Genomic DNA, 23057 nt, shown 5'->3' with positions numbered 1-23057 from the left:
CCGGCACATCGGACCGGCCCCGGCGCGGCGGCCGGGCGCGGCGAGCACCCTCACCGAACCACCGCAGCGGACCGGCACCGCACCGCCGCACGGCCCGCACGGCCCGCTTCCGGCCGGAGGTACAGCCGGTGGCGTATTTCCGGACGAGATCGCTTCCGTTCGTTGACCACCGGCGCCGCCCGGCGCTTGGCTCGTGCCGAACCGGGCCGCGGGGGTCGAGCGGGCCCGGCACCGACATCTGGGGAGGATGATCGATGACCACCGCACGCACCCGTCGCCGGCTGGCCCGCACCGCCTGCGTCCTGGCCGTCGTGACCGCGGTCGGCGCCGCGATGCCCGCCGCCGAGGCCCGGCCGCCCAAGGGCGACACCGCCCGGGTCAGCGAGGGGCCCAAGGGCGAGGGGCTCGACCGCGAGTCCCTCGCGCTCGGTCTGAGCGGCGACGGCCGTCTCGCCCTGTTCTCGTCCTCGGCGAGCAACCTGCTGCCCGGCGGCGCGGGCGCCGGGGGCGACGTCTACGTCCGCGACCTGCGCAACGGGCACCTCCAGCGGGTCAGCGTCACCGACGACGGCGCCTCGCTGGACGCGGGCACCGGCGAGGCGGCGATCAGCGGCGACGGCCGGTACGTGGTGTTCGCCACCGCCGCGACCAACCTGCTGCCCGGGCTGCCGAAGCACGCCGGCGACGTCTACCTCCGGGACCTGTGGACCGGCCGCACCGAGCTGGTCACCGCCGCCGACGGCACCTCCGGCACCGGCGACGACCAGAGCATCCGCAGCGCCCACGACCCGGCGGTCAGCTGGGACGGGCGCTACGTGACCTACTCCTCCGACCGCACCGACCTCGCCCCCGGCGTGCGCCGCGGCAAGTCCAACGTCTTCGTCACCGACCGCTGGACCCACACCACCAAGGTGGTCTCCACCGGCGCCGACGGCGGCCCGGCCGACAACAGCTCCTACAGCCCGACGATCAGCGCCGACGGCAGCCGGATCGCGTTCAACTCCCGGGCCGGCAACCTGCTCCCGTCGGCCGAGACGCCACCGGCCGCCGAGGCCGCGACCGCCGACACCGCGACGGCCGACAGCCCCGAGGAACCCGACGCCGCCCGCACGACCGCCCGCACGACCGGCCGCACGACCGCCCGCAGCGCCGTCGGCGGCGCGAGCCCCCGGCTCGCCGGGCTGCGCGCCTACCCGGACTACGTGTGGGACGCCCGCACCGGCAGGATCACCGGCGCCAGCCTCGACGAGAGCGGGGCGTTGCAGGGCGGCGGCGCGGACGGGCAGATCAGCCCCTCCGGCCGGTACGTCGTCTACAACCTCTTCCAGCCGGGCGGCCGCCCCGGCTCGCACGGCCGGCACTCGGACGTCTTCCTGCACGAGCTGGCCACCGGCAGGGTCACCAAGGTCAGCACCCCGCCGCCCGGCACCACCGACCTCAGGGACTCCTTCAACGCCACGATGACCCTCGACGACCGGGTCTTCTTCGCCTCCGACGCCGACGGCCTGGTGCCGGGCGACACCAACGAGCAGACCGACGTCTTCCGCTACGACCCGCGGACCGGGCACACCGACCGCGTCTCCCTCACCCGGGACGGCACGCAGAGCACCGCCTCGTCCTACTTCCCGAGGGTCGACGCCTTCGGCACGACGCTGCTGTTCACCGCCGACGACGGCAACCTCGTCCCGGGCGACGACAACCAGAACGCGGACGTCTTCCGGCGCCTCCTCTGAGATGGCCTGATCCGTTGCCCCCGATGGCCTGACTCCCGTGCGGTTTACGTCCGTTGACGTACTTTTCCGCCGAGATCACCCGGGGGCGTTGACCGCCGTTCCCTCCCGGCGCTTGGCTCTCCCCGAGCCCGTCGCCGGGAGGGAGCCCGGCGCAGCGCCGCATCCCAGGGGAGGGCAACGCCCATGTCCGGCACCACCCGCACCACCCGTACCGTCTCCGGCACCCGCACCACCCGCACCCGCCGGTCGGCCGGCGCCGCCGGCCTCCTGGCGGCCGCCGCCGTGCTGGCCGCGACCGCCGCACCGGCCCAGGCCGCGCCCGTGCCGCGCGGCACCGTCCAGGTCAGCGTCGGCGTGAACGGCGCGGCGCCGGACAACCAGTCCCAGAGCAAGGGGATCAGCGCCGACGGCCGCTACGCCCTGTTCACCTCGTGGGCCACGAACCTGGTGGAGCAGCCCGCGAAGAGCGCCCGCGACGCCTACGTCCGCGACCTGCGCACGGGCCGCACCGAGCGGGTCAACCTGGCCGACGACGGCTCGGCGCTGAACGGCTTCACCGACTACGCCGCGATCAACGCCGACGGCCGCTACGTCGCCTTCGAGAGCGACGCCGAGAACGTGCTGCCCGGCATGCAGGTCCAGGGGCGCACCGAGGTGTACGTCCGCGACCGCAGGACCGGCCGCACCGAGCTGGTCAGCGGCGGGCTCACCAGCGGTGACACCGACCGGTTCCACGCCTCGTACGCGCCCTCGATCAGCGCGGACGGCCGCTACGTGGCGTTCGTGTCCGCCCGGACCGACCTCGTCCCCGGCCTCGTTCCCGACCGAGCCCCCGACCGCGTCCCCGGCGTGCGGCCCGGCGCCCCCTCGCTCGCCCGGCCGTACACCTGGGACTACAACATCTACGTCACCGACCGCTGGACCGGCAGGACCCGCCTGGTCTCGCTCGGCGTGGACGGCAAGCCGGGCGACAGCATGTCCCTCAACCCGACGATCAGCGCGGACGGCCGCACCGTCGGCTTCACCTCCTTCGCGTCCAACCTGGTGCCCGCCGGACAGTCCCCCGCCGCCCGGGCCGCCACCGCGCAGGCGGCCGCCGCCGACGTCGAGCCGGCCCCGGGCACCGCCCCCGCCCTGCCCCGCAGCGCCCGCGAGGGCCTGGCCGGCCCGAACCTGGCCCTGCCGACCACCGGCGCCTACTACACGTACGACGTGGACTCCGGCCGCATCTCCGCCGCGAGCCTCGACCTCGACGGCAAGCTCGGCTTCGCGAGCTTCGACGCGACGATCAGCCCGGACGGGCGGCGCGCGGTCTACGCCCTGCCCGAGCCCGGCGGGTCGACCAACGGCCACCGGTACCACCTGGTGCTGTACGTCCGGGATCTCCGGAAGGGCACCGTGACGAAGGTCAGCGGCGGCCTGCCCGGCACCACCTCGGTCGGCACCTCCGACCACGGCAGCATCACCGCCGACAACCGCTGGATCTACTTCTCCTCCGCCGCCGACAACCTGGTGGCCGGCCCGCAGCACCCGGGCTGGGAGGTCTACCGCCAGGACCTGCGCACCGGCCGCACCGAGCGGGTCGCCACCGCGCCGGACGGCTCGTTCGGCAACGGCTCCTCGACGGACCCCTTCGTGGACGCCGCGGGCGACGCCGTGGTCTTCGGCTCGACCAGCGGCAACCTGGTCGCCGGCACCGCCGGCCCGGCGACCGCGGACGCCCAGGTCTTCGCCCGCACCTCCGGCCACCACGGCGGCGACGACGACCAGGGGCAGGACCAGGGCCAGGGCCAGGACGACGACTGACCCCCGAGCACGGAGCCTCCCGGGCCGGGCCCGGGAACCGCGAACGGGGGCGGGACGTCGGCCGGGCCGGCGTCCCGCCCCCGTCACGGGAGGGTGGGGCAGGTGGTTGGGGGCCGTGCGGCGGAGAGGCATCGACGCGCCTCCGCCGCACGGCGGTCATGAGCCCGCGGGCCGGTCCGGTTCCGAGCGGACCGGCCCGCGGGCAGTCTGTGCGGGCCCCTGCCGGGCCCGCCGGGGTGCGGCTCCCGGGGTGCCGCACGCACCCGGGCACCGTCCCGGGGTGCTACTCGCCCATCGCGGCGCGCGCGTCCACGAAGGCCGCGACGGCGCGCTCGACGTCCTCGGTGGAGTGCGCGGCGGACAGCTGGACCCGGATCCGGGCCTGGCCGTGCGGGACGACCGGGTAGGAGAACCCGATCACGTACACGCCGCGCTCCAGCAGCAGCTCGGCGAGCTTGCCGGCCTCGGCCGCGTCGCCGATCATCACCGGGGCGATCGGGTGGTCGCCGGGCAGGATCTCGAAGCCGGCCTCGGTCATCTTCGTGCGGAACAGCGCCGTGTTGGCCGCCAGCCGCTCGCGCAGCTCGTTGGACTGCTCGACGAGGTCGAGCACCTTCAGCGAGGCGGCCGCGATCACCGGGGCGAGCGAGTTGGAGAACAGGTACGGCCGGGAGCGCTGGCGCAGCAGGGCGACGATCTCCCGGCGGGCGGCGACGTAGCCGCCGGACGCGCCGCCGAGGGCCTTGCCGAGGGTGCCGGTGATGATGTCCACGCGGTCCATCACGCCGTGCAGCTCGGGGGTGCCGCGGCCGCCCGCGCCGACGAAGCCGACGGCGTGCGAGTCGTCGACCATGACCATGGCGCCGTAGCGGTCGGCCAGGTCGCAGATCTCCTGCAGCGGGGCGACGTAGCCGTCCATGGAGAAGACGCCGTCGGTGACGATCAGGCGGCGGCGGGCGTCCTGGGTGTCCTGGAGCTGCTTCTCCAGGTCGGCCATGTCGCGGTTGGCGTAGCGGTGGCGGCGGGCCTTGCTGAGCCGGATGCCGTCGATGATGCTCGCGTGGTTCAGCGCGTCGGAGATGACGGCGTCGTTCGCGTCGAGGAGGGTCTCGAAGACACCGCCGTTGGCGTCGAAGCACGAGGAGTAGAGGATCGTGTCCTCCTGGCCGAGGAACGCCGAGAGGCGGTCCTCCAGCTCCTTGTGGACGTCCTGGGTGCCGCAGATGAAGCGGACCGAGGCCATGCCGTAGCCCCAGCGGTCCAGGGCGTCCTTGGCGGCGGCCAGCACCTCGGGGTGGTCGGCCAGTCCGAGGTAGTTGTTGGCGCAGAAGTTCAGCACCTCGCCCGGCTTGCCGCCGCCGGTGACGGTGACGGCGGCGCTCTGCGGGGTGCCGATCACCCGCTCGGGCTTGAACAGGCCGGCCTCGCGGATCTCGTCGAGGGTGGCGGCGACGTCGGCGCGCACGTTGTCGAACACAACAGGCTCCTTTTGCGTGGGCGGGGTGGCTCAGGCGGTCCAGTCGAGGATGATCTTGCCGCAGTTGCCGCTCGCGGCGTCGTCGAACGCGGCCTCGAAGTCGGTGGCGGCGTAGCGACCGGTGATCACCGGGCTGAGGTCCAGGCCGCCCTCCAGCAGCACGGACATCGCGTACCAGGTCTCGAACATCTCGCGGCCGTAGATGCCCTTGATGGTGATCATCGAGGTGACGACCGAGGCCCAGTCCACCGGGAACTGCTCAGCGGGCAGGCCGAGCATGGCGATCTTCCCGCCGTGGGTCATGTTGGCGATCATCGACTGCATCGCCTCGGGGCGGCCGGACATCTCCAGGCCGACGTCGAAGCCCTCGCGCAGGCCGAGCTTCTGCTGGCCCTCCTCGATGGTGTGCTCGGCGACGTTGAGCGCCAGCGTGACACCGACCTCGCGGGCCAGGTCGAGGCGGTACGGGGAGACGTCGGTGATCATCACGTTGCGGGCGCCGGCGTGCTTGGCGACGGCGGCGGCCATGATGCCGATCGGGCCGGCGCCGGTGACCAGCACGTCCTCGCCGACCAGCGGGAAGGACAGCGCGGTGTGCACGGCGTTGCCGAAGGGGTCGAAGATCGCGGCCACGTCCAGGTCGACCGGCACCCGGTGCACCCAGACGTTGGAGGCCGGCAGCGCCACGTACTCGGCGAAGGCGCCGTCGCGGTTGACGCCCAGGCCGACGGTGTTGCGGCACAGGTGGCGGCGGCCGGCCAGGCAGTTGCGGCACTTGCCGCAGACCAGGTGACCCTCGCCGCTGACCAGGTCGCCGATCGCGATGTCCGCGACGCCGGCGCCGAGCTCGGCGACCTCGCCGACGAACTCGTGGCCGAGCACCAGCGGGGTCCGGATGGTCTGCTGCGCCCAGCCGTCCCACTTGCGGATGTGCAGGTCGGTGCCGCAGATGCCGGTCCGCAGCACCTTGATCAGCACCTCGCCGGGGCCGATCTCGGGCTTCGGGACATCGATCATCCAGAGGCCGGGCTCGGCCTGCTGCTTGACGAGTGCCTTCACGGGCGGCGGCTCCTGACGTGCGGGGGGACGGCCTTCGGGGGTCGGGCAGGCCGGGGCGGCCCGGTTCGGCCGGTCCTGACGGACGCACTCCGGGCAGGCAGAAATCTGCCTGGTGGGAGGGGGTGCGGTCCATCGAGGAATTCTTAACGGCGGCCACAGCTGGGCTGAACGATCGTGCCCGAGCAGCGGCCGACGGCGGGTGCGGCGTGCCGGTGCTCACCCTTCCGGCCGAGCGCGGAGCTCCTCGCACGACACCAACCGACGCGCGGGCCCCGGTACTTGACAGCGCCTGGGCGCCGGCGAAGCCACCGCCCCGCCACTCGGGTGGGGTTTGGTCCGTTCGGGCCAGCCCGGCCGCAGCCGACGCGCGGGCGTTCGAGTGCGGTGCTTACGGTGGCGACGCTTCCCCGCGGCCCCGTGGAGCAGCGCTCCGGGCCCGGGCCCCGTCGCCCCGGAGGACCGCCCGGAGGACCACCCAGAGAATCGCCCAGAGAGGCGCGTCGACACATGACCGAGACCCGACGGCCGCGCCCGGCCGCTCCCCGCTCCGCCGGCCGCGCGACCGCCGCCCTGGCCCTCGCCGGGCTGCTGGCCGTCTCCGCCTGCTCCGGGGACCCCGGGCCCGCCCGGCAGGCCGGCGATCCCGCCGTCACCGCCGAACCGGCCGCGCTCAGCCCGACCGCGACCGGCACCGGCGGAGCGCGCGGCACCGCCGCCGCGACCGCGTCCGGGGGCGTGGTGCCGATCACCCCCGCCGTCGCCGCCCACCTCGACGCCGCGATCAAGCAGGTGATGAACGAGGTCAACATCCCCGGGGTGATCGTCGGCTACACCACCCCCGACGACAGCTACGTGCGCTCGTTCGGCACCGCCGACAAGGTCGCCGACACCCCGATGTCGCCGGACCTCTACATGCGGATCGGCAGCGTCACCAAGACCTTCACGACCACGGGCGTCCTGCGGCTGGTGGACCAGGGCAAGGTGGGCCTGGACGACCCGATCTCCAAGTACATCCCGGGCGTGCCCGGCGGCGACAACATCACCATCCGCGAGCTCGGCGACATGCGCAGCGGCCTGTACAACTACACCCTGGACCCGGACTTCCAGCAGGCGTTCTTCAACAACCCGGACCGCCCCTTCACCCCGGAGGAGCTGCTCGCGTACTCGTTCAAGCACCCGGCGAACTTCGCGCCGAACGCGAAGTTCGAGTACTCCAACACCAACCTGATCCTGCTCGGCCTGGTCGTCGAGAAGGTCGGCGGGCAGCCGCTCCAGGACTTCCTGGAGCAGCAGGTGTTCACCCCGGCCGGGCTGGACCGGACGAGCCTGCCGACCGACGCGGCCTTCCCGACCCCGCACGCCCACGGCTACACCAACCAGACGCTCAGCGGCGCGGTCGAGGACTCCACCGACTGGAACCCGTCCTGGGCCTGGGCCGCCGGTGCCGTGATCTCCAACCTCCCCAACCTGCAGACCTGGTCGAAGGTGCTGGCCACCGGCGTGCCGCTGATCAGCGCCGCCACCCAGGCGGAGCGGCTGAAGACCGTGAGCGTCGGCACCCCCGACCTCGGCTACGGCTTCGGGGTGTTCACCACGCACGGGTGGGTCGGCCACAACGGCTCGCTGCCCGGGTACGAGAGCGTGGTGATCTACCTGCCGCCCGCGCAGGCCAGCCTGGTCCTCCTGCTCAACACCGACATCCTGCACGACGGTTCGGAGCCGTCGACGTTCCTCGCGCGGGCGATCACGCAGATCGTCTCGCCGAACAACGTCTACACCCTGCCCACCCCGCCCGGGTCGGGATCGCCCTCGGCGTCCGCCCCGACCACCGGGGCCACGGGCTCGCCGACCTCACCCACCTCGCCGACCTCTCCCGCGTCCCCCACCTCGCCGACCGGGACGACGCCGGCCGGCGGTGCCACGCTGCACATCTCCTGACCGCGCCCGGCCCGAGCCGGCACACGTGACGCAGGTCCGACCCGGACGTCCGGGTCGGACCTGCGGTGTTCCGAAGGAGCCCCCCTCGGCTCCCCGCCGCTCAGATCCCCAGCACCTTGCCGAGGTCGTACGACACCGGCTCCTCCAGCTGCTCGTAGGTGCAGCTCTCCGGGGTGCGGTCCGGCCGCCAGCGGCGGAACTGCGCGGTGTGCCGGAACCGGGTGCCCTCCATGTGGTCGTATGCGACCTCGACCACCCGCTCCGGGCGCAGCGCGATCCAGGACAGGTCCTTGCCGCCGGTCCAGCGGCTGACCGCGCCGGGCAGCCGGCCCTCGGCGTGCGCGGCCTCCTCCGCCCAGGCGCCCCACGGGTGCCGGGAGAGGTCGTCCATCCGCAACGGGGCCAGTTCCTCGGCGAGTTCGCGGCGGCGGGCCATCGAGAAGGCGGCGCAGACGCCGACGTGCTGGAGCTTGCGGTCGGCGTCGAAGATGCCGAGCAGGAGGGAGCCGACCACCGGGCCGCTCTTGTGCTCGCGGTAGCCGGCCACCACGCAGTCGGCGGTGCGCTCGTGCTTGATCTTGTACATGGTCCGCTCCCCCGGCCGGTACGGCTGGTCCAGCGGCTTGGCGACCACCCCGTCCAGCCCGGCGCCCTCGAACTCGGCGAACCAGGTCCGCGCGAGGTCCCGGTCGGTGGCGGCGGGGGCGGTGAACACCGGGTCGGCGGCGTCGGCGAGCGCCGCCTCCAGAGCCGGGCGGCGCACCGACAGCGGCTCGTCCAGCAGGGACTCGTCCCCGAGGGCGAGCAGGTCGAAGGCGACGAAGGAGGCCGGGGTCCGCTCGGCGAGGAGCTTCACCCGGCTCGCGGCGGGGTGGATGCGCTCCAGCAGTTCCTCGAAGCGCAGCCGGCCGTCGCGGGCGATGACCACCTCGCCGTCCAGCACGCAGCGCGGCGGCAGCTCACGCCGCAGGGCCTCGACCAGTTCGGGGAAGTACCTGGTCAGCGGCTTGCCGGTGCGGCTGCCGAGCTCCACCTCCGCGCCGTCGCGGAACACGATGGTGCGGAAGCCGTCCCACTTGGCCTCGTACTGCATCCCGGGCGGGATCTCGGCCACCGACTTGGCGAGCATCGGCGACACCGGCGGCATCACGGGCAGGTCCATGCGTCCGATCCTCGCCCCGATGGTCTCGGGGCGCGCGCCGGGCCCCGCGCGCTTAGCGTGAGGGGCATGGGCTCAGCCGTGGAACTGGAAGTCGCCGGGCGCACCGTCCGGCTGTCGAACCCGGACAAGGTGTACTACCCGGAGCGCGGCTTCACCAAGCTGGACGTCGCGCAGTACTACCTCGCCGTGGCCGACGGGGTGCTGCGCGGCCTGCGCGACCGCCCGACCACGCTGCAGCGCTTCCCGGACGGCGTCGACGGCGAGTTCTTCTACCAGAAGCGCGCCCCCAAGGGCCTGCCGGACTGGCTGCCCACCGCCCGGATCGAGTTCCCCAGCGGCCGCTCCGCCGACGAGATCTGCCCCACCGAGCCCGCCGCCGTCCTGTGGGCCGCCAACCTGGGCTGCCTCACCTTCCACCCCTGGCCGGTCCGGCGCTCCGACACCGATCACGTCGACGAGCTGCGCATCGACCTCGACCCGCAGCCCGGCACCGACTTCCACGACGCCGCCCGCGTCGCCCACGAGCTGCGCGCCCTGCTGGAGGAGCACGGGCTGCGCGGCTGGCCCAAGTCCTCCGGTGGGCGCGGCCTGCACGTCTACGTGCCGCTGGTGCCGGAGTGGACCTTCACCGACGGACGGCACGCGGTGATCGCCCTCGGCCGGGTCCTGGAGCAGCGGATGCCGGGGCAGGTCACCACCGCGTGGTGGAAGGAGGAACGCGGCGAGCGGATCTTCGTCGACTACAACCAGATGGCCCGCGACCGCACCATCGCCTCCGCCTACTCGCTGCGCGCCCGCCCCCGCGCCACCGCCTCCACCCCGCTGCGCTGGGACGAGGTCGACGACGCCTCGCCCGAGGACTTCGACCTGCGCACCGTCCCCGCCCGCTTCGCCGAACTCGGCGACCTCAACGCGGAGATGGAGGGCCAGGCGTTCCGCCTGGACGGCCTGCTGGAGCTCTACGAGAAGCAGCTGCACGACGAGGGCCTCGGCGAACTGCCCTACCCGCCCGACCACCCCAAGGCCGCGGGCGAGCCCACCCGCGTCCAGCCGAGCCGGGCCCGCAAGAAGTAGGGACGGCGTACCCTGACGGTCTTCAAGGGGTTGGGGGCACCGGTGGGTGTGCGGGGGCTGGCGGGGATCCTGGCGGACGCGGCGGGCGGGGTGTTCCCGCCGCCGGACGGATCGGTGACGGTGCTGCCGCAGCCGTCGCCGCGCGAGGCCGGGGTGATCGCCTTCGCCGCGCACACGGTCGTCTTCACCGACGAGGACCCGGCCTGGGTGCGCGCCGCGGTCGCCGCCGCCCCGGGCGACCCGCTGTCCGCGCCGCTCTGCCCGCCCTTCCTGACCGCCTTCACCGGACGCACCGGGCGCACCGTCAACAACATCGACCTGCTGACCGCCGCCGACCGCCTCCCGGGCGGGCCGCCGCTGCCGCTCTCCGAGGTGCGCGACCGCGAGCACCCGCGGGTGGTCCGGGCCCTGCGCTACCGCGAGGACGTCCGGGTGTTCACCGCCGACGGCGGCGTCCTGATCCTCGGCCGCGGCGTGGCCGGCCGCTGGGAGTGCGCCGTCGAGGTCGACCCGATCGCCCAGGGCCGCGGCCTCGGCCGCGCCCTCGCCACCGCCGCCCGCCACCTCGTCCCCGAGGGCGGCGCCCTCTGGGCCCAGCAGGCCCCCGGCAACGCCCCCAGCGTCCGCGCCTTCCAGGCCGCCGGCTACCGCCCGGTCGGCGCGGAGGCCCTCCTGGTGACGGGCCGGCCGTAGCGCTCCCCGGTCACCCGTCCACCGCCGTCCACAGCACCCGGACGCCGTCGGCCTCGACGTCGTACCCGAGGAACGGCGCGCCCGTGTCGCCCTCGAAGTACATCGGCACCGGCTTGCCCAGCCGGCGCCCGATCGCGGCCAAGAACCCGCACAGCACGTCGAGCCGTTCCTGGCCCTGCAGCTCCCACAGCGAGACGTCGAAGTCGATCTGCTCGTCCCCGAGGAACCGGAAGATCGCGCACACCTCGGCGACCGGCCACACGCGCAGGTTCGGGCACTCCGCGTCGGCCGGGCGCGACAGTACCGCCGCGGCCCTCGGGAGCGGGAGGACGGTGCGCCCCTCGGAGTACTCGTACGACCAGCCCCGCTCGACGACGAGGTCGAGCACCGCCTGCCAGTCCGCGGCCGTGGTGTCGGCGATGTAGACGTCCGGCAGCGTGTCCCCGCCCGAGGGGTCGAGCAGCCGGGCGACGTCGTCCCACAGCGGATCCGGCAGGTCGCCGTCCGGCCCGCCCGTCCTCGCCCGCCGGGCGGTCATCCGCGCCGGGCGCCTGCCGGGGCCAGGTCCGCGATGATCCGGACCGCCTCGGCGATCTGCCCGTCGGTGAGGTCGCCGCGGGCGGTCAGGCGCAGGCGGGAGATGCCGTCCGGGACGGACGGGGGGCGGAAGCAGCCGACGGCGAGGCCGGCGCGGCGGCAGTCGGCGGCCCAGGCGACGGCGGCCTCGGGGCCCGGGGCGCGGACCGAGACCACGGCGGCGTCCGGCTCGCAGGCGTGCAGGCCGGTGGCGGTGAGCTGCCGGGCGAGGGTGCGGGCCACCTCGCGGGCGCGCTCGGCCCGGGCGGGTTCGGCGCGCAGCAGCCGCAGGGCGGCGAGGGCGGCGCCGGCGGCGGCCGGGGCGAGGCCGGTGTCGAAGATGAAGGTGCGGGCGGTCTCGGTGAGGTGGCGGATCACCCGGCGCGGCCCGAGGACGGCGCCGCCCTGGGAGCCGAGGGACTTGGAGAGCGTCACGGTGGCGACGGTGTCCGGCCGCCCGGCGAGCCCGGCGGCGGCGAGGGCGCCGGTGCCGCCGGGGCCGAGCACGCCCAGCCCGTGCGCGTCGTCCACCAGCAGGGCCGCCCCGTGTGCGCGGACGGCCTCGGACAGCGCGGCCAGCGGGGCGGCGTCGCCGTCCACCGAGAACACCGAGTCGGTGACCACCAGCGCCCGGCGCCGGGCCCGGCCGGCGAGCACCTCGGCCACGGCCGCCGGGTCGCTGTGCGGGGCGCGGTGGACGTCGGAGCGGGAGAGCCGGCAGCCGTCGATCAGCGAGGCGTGGTTGTAGGCGTCGGACACGATCAGGGTGTCCGGGTCGGTGAGCGCGGTGAGCGCGGCCAGGTTGGCGGTGTAGCCGGAGGAGAACACCAGCGCCGCCTCGGCCCCGTAGAACTCGGCCAGCTCCTCCTCCAGTTCGGTGTGCAGCGCGGTCGTGCCGGTCACCAGCCGCGAGCCCGTCGACCCGCCGCCCCAGCGCAGTGCCGCCTCCGCGGCGGCCTGCGTCACCACCGGGTGCCTGGTCAGCCCGAGGTAGTCGTTCCCCGCGAGGTCCAGCACCGGGTCCTCCGCCGGCCGGCTGCGCAGCGTCCGGGTCAGCCCGGCGTCGGCCCGCAGCGCGGCGGCCTCGTCGAGCCAGTCGAAGACGGCCTCGGGGGCGAGGACGGAGGGGCACGGTTCGGAGGCGAGGGGCTGGCTCATGCCCGGCACTGTCGCACGCCGTCCGAAGCGGGATCAATGTGCCGCTCGGCACATGATCGGCAGGTGTTCGGCGCGCCGGGCCGGACGGTCTGCGCGCGAGGGGGCCGTCCGCCGGGCGGCGGGCTTTGCCCGGGGTGGCGGCGAGCAGGCAAGATAGCCGGGTGACCCTCCTTGATCTGATGCCGAAGCCCGCCACGCCCGACGCGCTGTACGAGACGTTCGCCGCCTGGGCGGAGGAGCGGGGGATCACGCTGTACCCGGCGCAGGAGGAGGCGCTGATCGAGCTGGTCTCGGGGAACAACGTGATCCTGGCGACGCCGACCGGGTCGGGCAAGAGCCTGGTGGCGGCCGGGGCGCACTTCGCGGCGCTGGCGGAGGGGCAGCGGACCTTCTACACCGCGCCGATCAAGGCGCTGGTGTCGGAGAAGTTCTTCGACCTGGTGAAGATGTTCGGCACCGAGCAGGTCGGCATGATGACCGGCGACGCGAGCGTGAACCCGACCGCGCCGATCATCTGCTGCACCGCCGAGGTGCTCGCCCAGATCGCGCTGCGCGACGGCGCCCGGGCGGACATCGGCCAGGTGGTCATGGACGAGTTCCACTTCTACGCCGAGCCGGACCGCGGCTGGGCCTGGCAGATCCCGCTGCTGGAGCTGCCGCAGGCGCAGTTCCTGCTGATGTCGGCGACGCTGGGCGACGTCCGCCGCTTCGAGGAGGACCTGACCCGCCGGACCGGCCGTCCGACGACGGTGGTCCGCAACGCGACCCGGCCGGTGCCGCTGTTCTACGACTACCGCCGCACCAGCATGCACGACACGCTGGAGGAGCTGCTGCAGACCGGCCAGGCGCCGGTCTACGTCGTGCACTTCACGCAGAAGGAGGCGGTGGAGCGGGCGCAGTCGCTGATGAGCATCAACATGTGCTCGAAGGCGGAGAAGGAGGCCATCGCCGACCTGATCGGCAACTTCCGCTTCACCACCAAGTTCGGCCGCAACCTGTCCCGGTTCGTGCGCCACGGCATCGGCGTGCACCACGCGGGCATGCTGCCGAAGTACCGCCGGCTGGTCGAGCGCCTCGCCCAGGCGGGCCTGTTGAAGGTGATCTGCGGGACGGACACGCTCGGCGTCGGTGTCAACGTGCCGATCCGCACGGTGCTGTTCACGGCCCTGTCCAAGTACGACGGACAGCGTGTGCGCATCCTGCGCGCCCGTGAGTTCCACCAGATCGCCGGTCGCGCGGGCCGGGCCGGCTTCGACACCGTCGGCCAGGTGGTGGCGCAGGCGCCGGAGCACGTGATCGAGAACGACAAGGCGATCGCGAAGGCCGGGGACGACCCGAAGAAGAAGCGCAAGGTGGTGCGCAAGAAGGCGCCGGAGGGCTTCGTCGGCTGGACCGAGGAGACCTTCGAGAAGCTGATCGGCGCCGACCCGGAGCCGCTGGTCTCCCGGTTCAAGGTGAGCCACGCGATGCTGCTGTCGGTCATCGGCCGCCCGGGCAACGCCTTCGAGGCGATGCGCAAGCTGCTCACCGACAACCACGAGGACAGGACCGCGCAGCGCCGGCACATCCGCACCGCGATCGCCATCTACCGTTCGCTGCTGGAGGGCGGCGTGGTGGAGCGTCTGCCGGAGCCGGACGCCGAGGGCCGGATCGTGCGCCTCACGCTGGACCTCCAGGAGAACTTCGCGCTCAACCAGCCGCTGTCGACCTTCGCGCTGGCCGCCTTCGAACTCCTCGACCCGACCTCGCCCTCGTACGCGATGGACGTGATCTCGGTCGTCGAGGCGACCCTCGACGACCCGCGCCAGATCCTCGCCGCGCAGCAGAACAAGGCGCGCGGCGAGGCCGTCGGCGAGATGAAGCGGGACGGCATCGAGTACGAGGAGCGGATGGAGCGGCTCCAGGAGATCACCTACCCGAAGCCGCTGGAGGAGCTGCTCACCCACGCGTACGAGGTGTACCGCCGGGCGCACCCGTGGATCGGCGACCACCAGCTGCAGCCGAAGTCCGTGGTCCGCGACCTGTACGAGCGGGCGATGACCTTCTCGGACTACGTCGGCTTCTACGAGCTGGCCCGCACCGAGGGCATCGTGCTGCGCTACCTGGCGGGCGCCTTCAAGGCGCTGGAGCAGACCGTCCCCGAGGACGTGAAGACCGACGACCTGAAGGACGTCATCGCCTGGCTCGGCGAGCTGGTCCGCCAGGTCGACTCCAGCCTGCTGGACGAGTGGGAGCAGCTGGCCAACCCGACGGAGCCGCAGGCCGCCGAGGTGCGGCTGGACGACAAGCCGGCGCCGGTCACGGCCAACGCGCGGGCCTTCCGGGTGCTGGTGCGCAACGAGATGTTCCGCCGGGTCGAGCTGTGTGCGCTGGAGCACTACGAGGAGCTCGCCGAGCTGGACGGCGAGTACGGCTGGGACGCGGACCGCTGGGCGGACGCCATGGACGGGTACTGGGAGGAGTACGACGACCTCGGTACCGGCCCGAACGCGCGCGGCCCGAAGATGCTCATCATCGAGGAGGAGGACTCCGCCTGGCGGGTCCGGCAGATCTTCGACGACCCCGAGGGCGACCACGACTGGGGCATCAGCGCCGAGGTGGACCTGTTCGGCTCGGACGAGGAGGGCCGGGCGGTGGTGCGGGTGACCGCGGTGGACCGGCTCGGCGGTTGACGGCTCGTCACAACGCCCGAGGGGGCCCGGCGTTGCCGGGCCCCCTCGCGGCGTTCAACCTCGGGCGTTCACCGTCGGGCGTTCATCCCTGCGCGCCCGTCACATCCACAGGACCCGTCACATCCACATGAACTGCGAGCCCGCCGCGTAGGAGATCGCGCGGGTGGCCTCGTCCAGGGTCTGCTCGGTGCTGGGCGCAGGTGTTCCGGTCGGCGTCGGGGTCCCGCCGGTGGGCGCACCCGGCGCACCCGTGGCGCTCGCGCCGCCCGGGGTGGCGGCCGGAGCGCCCGGGGTGCCCGTGGCGGAGGCGGCCGGCCGGCCGTCGCCGGTCCGCGAGCTGGTGACCGTCACGTAGTGCCCGACCGTCTCGACCCGCGGGTCGCCGCCGGTCTTGGTGCCGGCGGGCGGCGCCGGGGCGGGGTTGGCGTCGGCGAGGATGAAGGCGACCGATCCGGGCTTGGCCCGCAGGGCTTCGGCGGCCTTGGCGGCGGACGCCTGGTCCGGGAAGCGCAGCAGCGTGACGCTGCTGAGCACCGGGCGGTCCTGGCCGCTGAAGCTGACGGCCAGGTACGACTGGCAGCCGCTGTCCTTCAGCGGGTCCTGGGCGCGGTCCTGCAGCACCTCGGCGCAGTTCTCGCCCTGCCGGGCGCCGTTGCGCCGCGCCTTGTAGGTGCCGACCTCGACCGGGCGCTGGGCCGGGAAGTAGTTGTCGACGTTGAGGCTCTCGGAGTCGGTGCGCGGCGGAGCGGCGCCGACCACCGGCGGGGTCTTGGAGGAGTCCTTGGTGGACGGGCCGAGTCCGGGTATGTAGTCGCCGGGCATCGGGCGGGTGATGATCCACCCGCCGGCCACGACCACGCCGGCCACGACGACCCAGCCCGCCGCCCGACGGCCGCTCAGCCGCCGGCCCCGCCTGCGGTCGGCGCCCTGGCCGATGCCCTCGTCGGCGCCCCCGCCGGTCCGCTGTCCTGCCCGGCCGTCCTGGCCCTCTCCCGGAGTCGGGGTGCGCTCCCCCTGCGTGGTCATGGCGCAGATTCTAAGCATCCCGGGGGTGGCGTGGATCACGGGGGCGGCAGTTGTGGATCATCGTCCGCGCGGGGCCGCGCGCACCCTCGGCCCGCCACGACGGCTACCCGCCAGTAACCTTCACTCCGGGTTCACGTCAAGCTCGTGACCAGCGGCGGAGCCGTGAGCTTCGACACTGTGGCAATCGGCACATCCTCGCACCGATCTTCTGGCGGGTTTGCTCTGGCGCCGCTCGATCACGAACAGGCAGGATCGCCCCATGGATCTGCTCGATACCCTCACCGCCAAGGGCCTGCGCGGCGAAGTCCCGACCCGCGAGGAGGCCCTGGCCGTCCTCGCCACCACCGACGACGAGCTGCTCGACGTGGTCGCCGCGGCCGGCAAGGTGCGCCGCCGCTGGTTCGGCCGCCGGGTCAAGCTCAACTACCTGGTGAACCTCAAGAGCGGGCTCTGCCCGGAGGACTGCTCGTACTGCTCGCAGCGGCTCGGGTCCAAGGCCGAGATCCTCAAGTACACCTGGCTCAAGCCGGACCAGGCCGCCGACGCCGCCCGGGCCGGCGTGGCCGGCGGCGCCAAGCGGGTCTGCCTGGTCGCCAGCGGCCGCGGCCCGACGGACCGCGACATCGACCGGGTCACCGACACCATGGCCGCCATCAAGGAGGCCGACCCCGCGGTCGAGATCTGCGTCTGCCTCGGCCTGCTCTCCGACAACCAGGCGGAGCGCCTCAAGGCGGCCGGCGCCGACGCCTACAACCACAACCTCAACACCTCCGAGAACACCTACGGGGCCATCACCAAGACCCACACCTACGCGGACCGGGTCGACACCGTGCAGAAGGCGCACGGCGCGGGCCTGTCCGCCTGCTCCGGCCTGATCGCGGGCATGGGCGAGACCGACGAGGACCTGGTCGACGTGGTGTTCGCGCTGCGCGAGCTCGGCTCGGACTCCGTCCCGGTCAACTTCCTGATCCCCTTCGAGGGCACCCCGCTCGCCAAGGAGTGGAACCTCACCCCGCAGCGCTGCCTGCGCATCCTCGCGATGGTCCGCTTCGTCAACCCGGACACCGAGGTGCGGATCGCCGGCGGCCGCGAGGTGCACCTGCGCACCATGCAGCCGCTCGGCCTGCACATCGCCAACTCCATCTTCCTCGGCGACTACCTGACCAGCGAGGGCCAGGCCGGCCAGGCCGACCTCGACATGATCAAGGACGCCGGCTTCGAGGTCGAGGGCGCCGGCGAGGCCACCCTGCCGCGCCACCGCGCCGACATCGCCGAGGCCGCCCAGGCCGGCGGCGGCTGCGGCACCGCAGCCGCGGCCTCGGCCTGCGGCAGCGGTGGCGGCTGCGGCCCCTGCGGCGGGCACTCCCACGCCCCGGCGCAGGCCGACGCCGACGCCCCGGCGGCGGAGGAACCGGAGGACGAGCTCCGCAGCGACCTCGTCAAGGTCCGCCGCCGCGGCGCCGGCACCGAACTCGCGCCCAACGCCTGATCCTCCGGAGACCCCTCATGCCCCCGCTGTCCGCGGACACGCTGCTCACCCTCGACCGCGCCCACGTCTGGCACCCGTACGGGCCCATGCCCGGCACCGTCACCCCGTACGTGGTCGAGTCCGCGTCGGGCGTACGGCTGCGCCTGGCCGAACCCGTCGCGGGCGGCCGGCGCGAGCTGGTCGACGGGATGTCGTCCTGGTGGGCGGCGATCCACGGCTACCGGCACCCGGTACTGGACGAGGCCGTGCGCGAGCAGCTGGGGCGGATGAGTCACGTGATGTTCGGCGGGCTCACCCACGAGCCCGCCGTCCGGCTGGCGGCCAGGCTGGTCGAGATCACCCCGGAGCCGCTGCAGCACGTCTTCCTGGCCGACTCGGGCTCGGTCTCGGTCGAGGTCGCGATGAAGATGTGCCTGCAGTACTGGCAGTCCATCGGGCGGCCGGCCAAGCGCCGGCTGCTCACCTGGCGCGGCGGCTACCACGGCGACACCTTCCACCCGATGTCGGTCTGCGACCCGGACGGCGGGATGCACCACCTGTGGGGCGGCGTGCTGCCCGGGCAGCTCTTCGCACCGCAGCCCCCGGCCGGCTTCGACGCCCCGCTCGACGCCGGATACGCCGCGCAGTTCGAGGAGTTGATGGCGCGTCACGCCGACGAGCTGGCCGCCGTCATCGTCGAGCCGGTCGTCCAGGGCGCGGGCGGCATGCAGTTCCACTCCCCCGCGTACCTGCGGATGCTGCGCGAACTCTGCGACCGGTACGGGGTGTTGCTCGTCTTCGACGAGATCGCCACCGGATTCGGCCGCAGCGGCGCCCTGTTCGCCGCCGACCACGCGGGCGTCTCGCCGGACGTGATGTGCCTCGGCAAGGCGCTCACCGGCGGGTACCTGACGCTCGCCGCCGCGCTGTGCACCGGCGAGATCGCGGACGGGATCAGCCGCGGCGAGATGCCCGTGCTCGCCCACGGCCCGACCTTCATGGGCAACCCGCTGGCCTGCGCGGCCGCCAACGCCTCGCTCGACCTGCTGCTCGGGCAGGACTGGGCTCTGGAGGTCAAGCGGATCGAGGGCGGGCTGCGGGACGGCCTCGCGGCCGCCGCGGACGTGCCCGGCGTGCACGACGTACGGGTCCGAGGTGCCATCGGCGTCGTGCAGTTGGACCACCCGGTGGACGTCGCCGCGGCGACCGAGGCGGCCGCGCGGGAAGGCGTCTGGCTGCGCCCCTTCCGGGACCTGATCTACACGATGCCGCCCTATGTGACGGAGGACGAGGACGTGGCACGCATCGCGGCCGCCGTGACCGCCGCGGCGGTGGCGGGATGAGCGCGCAGGACGACGGGATGACCGCGCAGAACGGCGGCACGGGAACGCAGGACCGCGGGGCGGGCACGCGCGTCCTCTTCGTGACCGGCACGAACACGGACGTCGGCAAGACCGTCGCCACCGCGGCCGTCGCCTCGGCGGCGCTGCGGGCCGGGCTGAAGGTCGCCGTGCTCAAGCCCGGACAGACCGGCGTGACCGGCGACGAGCCGGGCGACGCCGCCGAAGTCCGACGCCTGGCAGGCGAACTGACGTACCGTGAGCTCGTCCGCTACCCCGAGCCGCTGGCCCCCGACACCGCCGCCCGGCGGGCCGGGATGCCCTGCCTCTCCCCCGCCGAGGTGGTGGCCGAGGTCGCCGACCTCGCCGCCACCCACGACCTGGTGCTGGTCGAGGGCGCCGGCGGCCTGCTGGTCCGCTACGACGACGAGGGCCGGACCCTCGCCGACCAGGCCCGCGCCGTCCTCGACGCCGGACTGCCGGCCGAGGTGCTGCTGGTGGCCTCCGCCGGCCTCGGCACGCTCAACATCGTCGCCCTCACGGCGGAGGCCCTGGCGGCGCGCGAACTCCCGCTCGCGGGCGTGCTCATCGGCTCCTGGCCCGCGGACGCCGGCCTCGCCGAACGCTGCAACCTCGCCGACCTGCCGCGCTCGGCCGGTGCCCCGCTGCTCGGCGCCCTGCCCGAACGCGCGGGCACCGCCGACGACTTCGCAGGCCTCGCGCTCGCCTCCCTGGCCCCCGAGCTGGGCGGAACCTGGGACGCGGAGCACTTCGCGGACGCCCATCGCGCGGAACGGGCCCGGCTTCGCTCGAAGGTGTGATCTCTGCGCCCGAACCATGGGAACGGGCGCTACGGGCTGCATACCGTTCCTTCCATGACAGACGGGCTCACCGTAGACGAGGCCCTGCGGGCCTTGGCCGCCCTGGAGGCGGCGTGGAAGGACGACGAGGAGGCGCTGTCCGCCCTGGCGGCGGGCAGCGTCGGTGAACAGCCGCTCCCGGCGCTGGTCGCCGCGTACGGCGAGCACGCGATGGACACGCTCATGGCGTTGGCCTTCGGTCTGCGCTCGACCATGAGCGACGAGGAGCTCGCCGAGATCTCGGACGCGGTCAGCTCCAACATCGGCGCCCGGATGAGCGCGCTGCTCACGCAGACGCTCAAGGCCTGGGGCACCCTCGCCGCGCCGGACGACCTCTCCGTCACCAAGATCATCGCCCACACCGTGATCGACGCGATGAGGGCCGTCACCGAGGACCCCACCAAGACCGAAGTCCTGCCGCTGCTGGCCACTTTCCGCACCTACGCCCTCAGCGACACCTGAGGACCGCAGGATTCGGCGCGGGCTCCGAGCCTCCCCTCGGCCGGCTCAGGACGCCATCGGCAGGCCGACAGGTGAAGGTCGGTGAGCGCATCGGGTATCCGCAGACCGACATCGTGGCGACGACACGGGTCGCTCGGCGACGATGCCACCGTGCGGGGACGAGTGCAGCCTCCCGAGCGGGCAGCGCTGCGCCTTCAGGCTCCCGGGGCGCTTGTCCGGCCGGCCCGGCCGGTCCCGTCGAGGAGGCTCTGGACCCGCTCGGCGACGATCCCCGGCCGCTCGGCCTGGATGAGGTGGCCGGAGTCCACGGTTTCGAACCGGCCGTCGGGCAGCGAACCGACCCAGCGCCGCCGGTGCTCGGTCAGGGCGGCGTGGTGCCGGCCCCGGCCCTTCTGGGGACGGGCGGCCGAGAGGAGGATGGTCGGGCACGTCGGCGGGGCGGGTGGCTCGGCGCGGAAGCGGGGAATGGCCTCGGCCACGGCCTTGATCTCCTTTCGCGTCTGCGCGATGCCCGCTGGGACGAAGTCCTCGGCGAGCATGGCCGCGTAGGTGTCCGCCGGGAAGAGGCGCCGGAGCTCCCCGCTCGCCAACCGGGCCAGCAGACGGGAGCGGAACAGTGCCTGCGTCACACCCAGGGACCGATCGACCTTCACCGCGGTCCGGTCGAAGGTGTCGTAGACGGGTGCGCTCTCCGCCGCCGGATCGAGCAGGAGCAGCCCCCGCAGCCGCGGCCCCAGCCGATTCACGGCGCGGCGGGCGACCAACCCGCCCATGCTGTGCGCGACCAGCACGAAGCCGCCCGGGACGACCGTCTCGACCAACGCGACCAGGTCCGCGGCCAGGTCGTCGATGCTCAGCCGGGTCGCCGTTCGGCCGCTGCGGCCGAAGCCGGCGCGGTCGTAGCCGATCAGTCTCGCCCGGTCCGCCAGCAGTGCGACCACCGGGTCCCAACAGGTGCGCCCCATGCCTCCGCCCGCCTCGAAGACCACCCAGTCCGTTCCGCTGCCGGATTCCTCCACGTAGAGGGTCCGGCCGTTCACCTGTACCGCCCGCCCTGCCTCCTGACGCATGCCCCCTCCAAGGCTCATCATTTCCACTTTCGATAATAGTATTGAGTATGGAATTGTGAAGCCCGTGGACACCACCGAACTTCTTCTCCACCCGGTGCGCCTGCGCGTGGTGCACGCGCTCGCCGGCGACCGGGAGCTGACCACCGCGCAGTTGTGCGAGCGCATGCCGGACGTGCCGAAGGTGACCATGTACCGGCACGTCGCCCTACTGGCCGGGGCGGGCTTCCTGGAAGTGACCGGAGAACAACGGGTGCGCGGCACCGTCGAGCGGCACTACCGGCTGCGCCAGGACCGCCCGGTCGTCGACGACGACGCCGCCACCGCGATGACGCCGGATGACCACCGCCGGGGCTTCGCGGCCGCCATGGCCGTGCTCATCGCGGAGTTCAACGCCTACCTCGACCGTGACGACGCCGACCCGGTTGCCGACGCGGTCTCCTACCGTCAGGGCACGATCTGGCTCAGCCAGGACGAACTCGCGGAGATGACGGCTCAGTTGCGCGCGGTGCTGGGCCCTCGGCTCGCCAACCGGCCGGCACCGGGCCGCGCGCCCTACCTGCTCAGCCCCGTCCACTTCCCGGTCGGTCCACGATTGCCCGACGACCGCCCCCAGGGACATTCACAGGTGCCGTAAGGCTGCGCACGTGAACTCCCGTGGTGTGTGATCGCGCTGAACCGGGGCGCACGGTCACGGGGTGCGCGGTGCGGCCCTGGTCGCCGCCGTCCCCCCACCGTTCTGACGTGGCGTGGGCTTCGAGCCGCCTCGAAGCCCACGTCCTCACCTGCCCGGCGGCGTCGCAGCGACCGGAGCGTGGCCCCAGAACGCGCGGTAGAGCAGCATGCCCGCCGTGCCGACCACGCCGACCGGCAGCCCCAGCGCCCACGGGATCAGCACGGCCTTCCACCCCACCTGCGCCGGGAAGGCCACCGTGGCGGGCTTCTGCGGGTTGACGAGCACGGTCCGCACCGCGCCCGTGGTGAGCCCGGTCGGCACGCCGCCGGCCAGGTCGCGGTCGGGCGTGACCTCCCGGCCGTCGGCCAGCGCGAGCACGATCCTGCCCGGCCGCTCCCCCATCGGGCCCGTGTACTCCGCCGTCACCACCGTGGCCTGCACCCGTTCGGCATCGGCGTAGCGGTAGTGGTAGCGCGCCTGGGCCCCGATCGCCGCCAGGCTCAGCAGGATGAAGCCGCCGAAGACGACGAGCCCGATGACCAACGCCGTTCTGTTGTACAGCGGCATTCCGGACGCTTTCCGCGCCATGATCCCCCCAGTTGCTCGGCCAGAGCATAGACCTCCCGTCCGGCAGGTCGTCCAGGGGTGGGACTACATCCACCCGGCGACGAACGCGAATCCGCCCGTCGAGACGGCGAGGAAGGCGAGGGCGAACACCAGGCCGCGCGCCGGAGCGAGGACGTCCTCGGGGATCAGCAGGAGCGCGAGGCCGGCGATCACGAGGGAGCCGACGGTGATGAGGCCGGCGGC

Annotated in this window: 20 protein-coding genes; 11 read left to right on the top strand and 9 right to left on the bottom strand. The window is 73.6% G+C overall.

Going from position 1 to position 23057, the window contains the following annotated elements; all coding sequences use genetic code 11:
• Positions 1 to 254 precede the first annotated feature (254 nt).
• Both ABT048_RS35700 and ABT048_RS35695 read left to right on the top strand, forming a co-directional pair.
• The gene (locus tag ABT048_RS35700) at positions 255 to 1733 is read left to right on the top strand and encodes a TolB family protein (protein WP_350525765.1); all 1479 of its coding nucleotides are present in this window, start codon (positions 255 to 257) and stop codon (positions 1731 to 1733) included.
• A 183-nt stretch (positions 1734 to 1916) separates the two neighbouring features.
• Positions 1917 to 3539: a TolB family protein gene (locus ABT048_RS35695; protein WP_350525764.1), complete on the top strand. Its 1623-nt coding sequence runs from the start codon at positions 1917 to 1919 to the stop codon at positions 3537 to 3539.
• 283 nt (positions 3540 to 3822) lie between these two features.
• On the opposite strand, the gene ABT048_RS35690 is transcribed toward ABT048_RS35695, so the two are convergent.
• Together ABT048_RS35690 and tdh are read right to left on the bottom strand one after the other, a co-directional pair.
• Positions 3823 to 5016, bottom strand: a complete 1194-nt coding sequence (locus tag ABT048_RS35690) for a glycine C-acetyltransferase (protein WP_350525763.1) — start codon at positions 5014 to 5016, stop codon at positions 3823 to 3825.
• A 30-nt stretch (positions 5017 to 5046) separates the two neighbouring features.
• Positions 5047 to 6075, bottom strand: coding sequence for an L-threonine 3-dehydrogenase (gene tdh, locus ABT048_RS35685; RefSeq protein WP_350525762.1), 1029 nt, complete (start codon positions 6073 to 6075; stop codon positions 5047 to 5049).
• 507 nt (positions 6076 to 6582) lie between these two features.
• Between tdh and ABT048_RS35680 the strand changes: the two genes are divergently transcribed.
• Positions 6583 to 8013, top strand: coding sequence for a serine hydrolase domain-containing protein (locus ABT048_RS35680; RefSeq protein WP_350525761.1), 1431 nt, complete (start codon positions 6583 to 6585; stop codon positions 8011 to 8013).
• Between the two features lie 100 nt (positions 8014 to 8113).
• Here the strand turns inward: ABT048_RS35680 and ABT048_RS35675 are convergent, their stop codons facing one another.
• Positions 8114 to 9175 carry an ATP-dependent DNA ligase gene (locus ABT048_RS35675; protein ID WP_350525760.1) on the bottom strand — a complete coding sequence of 354 codons (1062 nt, stop codon included), beginning with the start codon at positions 9173 to 9175 and terminating at the stop codon, positions 8114 to 8116.
• Between the two features lie 66 nt (positions 9176 to 9241).
• Here ABT048_RS35675 and ligD point away from each other — a divergent pair, with 66 nt between their 5' ends.
• Positions 9242 to 10249, top strand: a complete 1008-nt coding sequence (ligD, locus tag ABT048_RS35670) for a non-homologous end-joining DNA ligase (protein WP_350525759.1) — start codon at positions 9242 to 9244, stop codon at positions 10247 to 10249.
• A gap of 42 nt (positions 10250 to 10291) precedes the next feature.
• Complete coding sequence (locus ABT048_RS35665) at positions 10292 to 10942, top strand: GNAT family N-acetyltransferase (RefSeq protein WP_350525758.1); 651 nt, start codon at positions 10292 to 10294, stop codon at positions 10940 to 10942.
• 10 nt (positions 10943 to 10952) lie between these two features.
• Here ABT048_RS35665 and ABT048_RS35660 read toward each other — a convergent pair whose 3' ends face one another.
• Together ABT048_RS35660 and ABT048_RS35655 are read right to left on the bottom strand one after the other, a co-directional pair.
• Entirely contained in the window at positions 10953 to 11438 is a 486-nt protein-coding gene (locus ABT048_RS35660) for a hypothetical protein (RefSeq protein ID WP_350525777.1), read from the bottom strand.
• A 38-nt stretch (positions 11439 to 11476) separates the two neighbouring features.
• Positions 11477 to 12676: an 8-amino-7-oxononanoate synthase gene (locus ABT048_RS35655; RefSeq protein WP_350525757.1), complete on the bottom strand. Its 1200-nt coding sequence runs from the start codon at positions 12674 to 12676 to the stop codon at positions 11477 to 11479.
• Positions 12677 to 12855: 179 nt separating this feature from the next.
• On the opposite strand from ABT048_RS35655, the gene ABT048_RS35650 reads away from it, so the two are divergent.
• On the top strand, positions 12856 to 15348 hold the full coding sequence (locus tag ABT048_RS35650) for a DEAD/DEAH box helicase (RefSeq protein WP_502894113.1): 2493 nt from the start codon (positions 12856 to 12858) through the stop codon (positions 15346 to 15348).
• A 117-nt stretch (positions 15349 to 15465) separates the two neighbouring features.
• Here the strand turns inward: ABT048_RS35650 and ABT048_RS35645 are convergent, their stop codons facing one another.
• Positions 15466 to 16374 carry a hypothetical protein gene (locus ABT048_RS35645; protein WP_350525755.1) on the bottom strand — a complete coding sequence of 303 codons (909 nt, stop codon included), beginning with the start codon at positions 16372 to 16374 and terminating at the stop codon, positions 15466 to 15468.
• 259 nt (positions 16375 to 16633) lie between these two features.
• Here ABT048_RS35645 and bioB point away from each other — a divergent pair, with 259 nt between their 5' ends.
• The 4 genes from bioB to ABT048_RS35625 are packed head-to-tail and all read left to right on the top strand — an operon-like array spanning position 16634 to position 20504.
• On the top strand, positions 16634 to 17863 hold the full coding sequence (gene bioB / locus ABT048_RS35640) for a biotin synthase BioB (protein ID WP_350525754.1): 1230 nt from the start codon (positions 16634 to 16636) through the stop codon (positions 17861 to 17863).
• A 17-nt stretch (positions 17864 to 17880) separates the two neighbouring features.
• Positions 17881 to 19185, top strand: a complete 1305-nt coding sequence (locus tag ABT048_RS35635; RefSeq protein ID WP_350525753.1) for an adenosylmethionine--8-amino-7-oxononanoate transaminase — start codon at positions 17881 to 17883, stop codon at positions 19183 to 19185.
• Between the two features lie 17 nt (positions 19186 to 19202).
• On the top strand, positions 19203 to 20003 hold the full coding sequence (gene bioD / locus ABT048_RS35630; protein WP_350525775.1) for a dethiobiotin synthase: 801 nt from the start codon (positions 19203 to 19205) through the stop codon (positions 20001 to 20003).
• A gap of 54 nt (positions 20004 to 20057) precedes the next feature.
• On the top strand, positions 20058 to 20504 hold the full coding sequence (locus ABT048_RS35625; RefSeq protein ID WP_350525752.1) for a hypothetical protein: 447 nt from the start codon (positions 20058 to 20060) through the stop codon (positions 20502 to 20504).
• Between the two features lie 194 nt (positions 20505 to 20698).
• Here ABT048_RS35625 and ABT048_RS35620 read toward each other — a convergent pair whose 3' ends face one another.
• Positions 20699 to 21574: an alpha/beta fold hydrolase gene (locus ABT048_RS35620; protein WP_350525751.1), complete on the bottom strand. Its 876-nt coding sequence runs from the start codon at positions 21572 to 21574 to the stop codon at positions 20699 to 20701.
• Between the two features lie 64 nt (positions 21575 to 21638).
• Here ABT048_RS35620 and ABT048_RS35615 point away from each other — a divergent pair, with 64 nt between their 5' ends.
• Positions 21639 to 22208, top strand: a complete 570-nt coding sequence (locus tag ABT048_RS35615; protein WP_350525750.1) for a helix-turn-helix domain-containing protein — start codon at positions 21639 to 21641, stop codon at positions 22206 to 22208.
• Positions 22209 to 22352: 144 nt separating this feature from the next.
• On the opposite strand, the gene ABT048_RS35610 is transcribed toward ABT048_RS35615, so the two are convergent.
• Entirely contained in the window at positions 22353 to 22814 is a 462-nt protein-coding gene (locus ABT048_RS35610; RefSeq protein ID WP_350525749.1) for a DUF3592 domain-containing protein, read from the bottom strand.
• Positions 22815 to 22898: 84 nt separating this feature from the next.
• A complete protein-coding gene (locus ABT048_RS35605; protein ID WP_350525748.1) occupies positions 22899 to 23027 on the bottom strand; it encodes a hypothetical protein in 129 nt (42 codons plus the stop codon).
• Positions 23028 to 23057 lie beyond the last annotated feature (30 nt).

Origin of the sequence: Kitasatospora sp. NPDC096140, assembly GCF_040303045.1 — a bacterium.
Taxonomy (GTDB): Bacteria; Actinomycetota; Actinomycetes; order Streptomycetales; family Streptomycetaceae; genus Kitasatospora.
The sequence above is the reverse complement of the archived record's forward strand: the minus strand, read 5'-3'. Positions and strand labels throughout refer to the sequence as shown.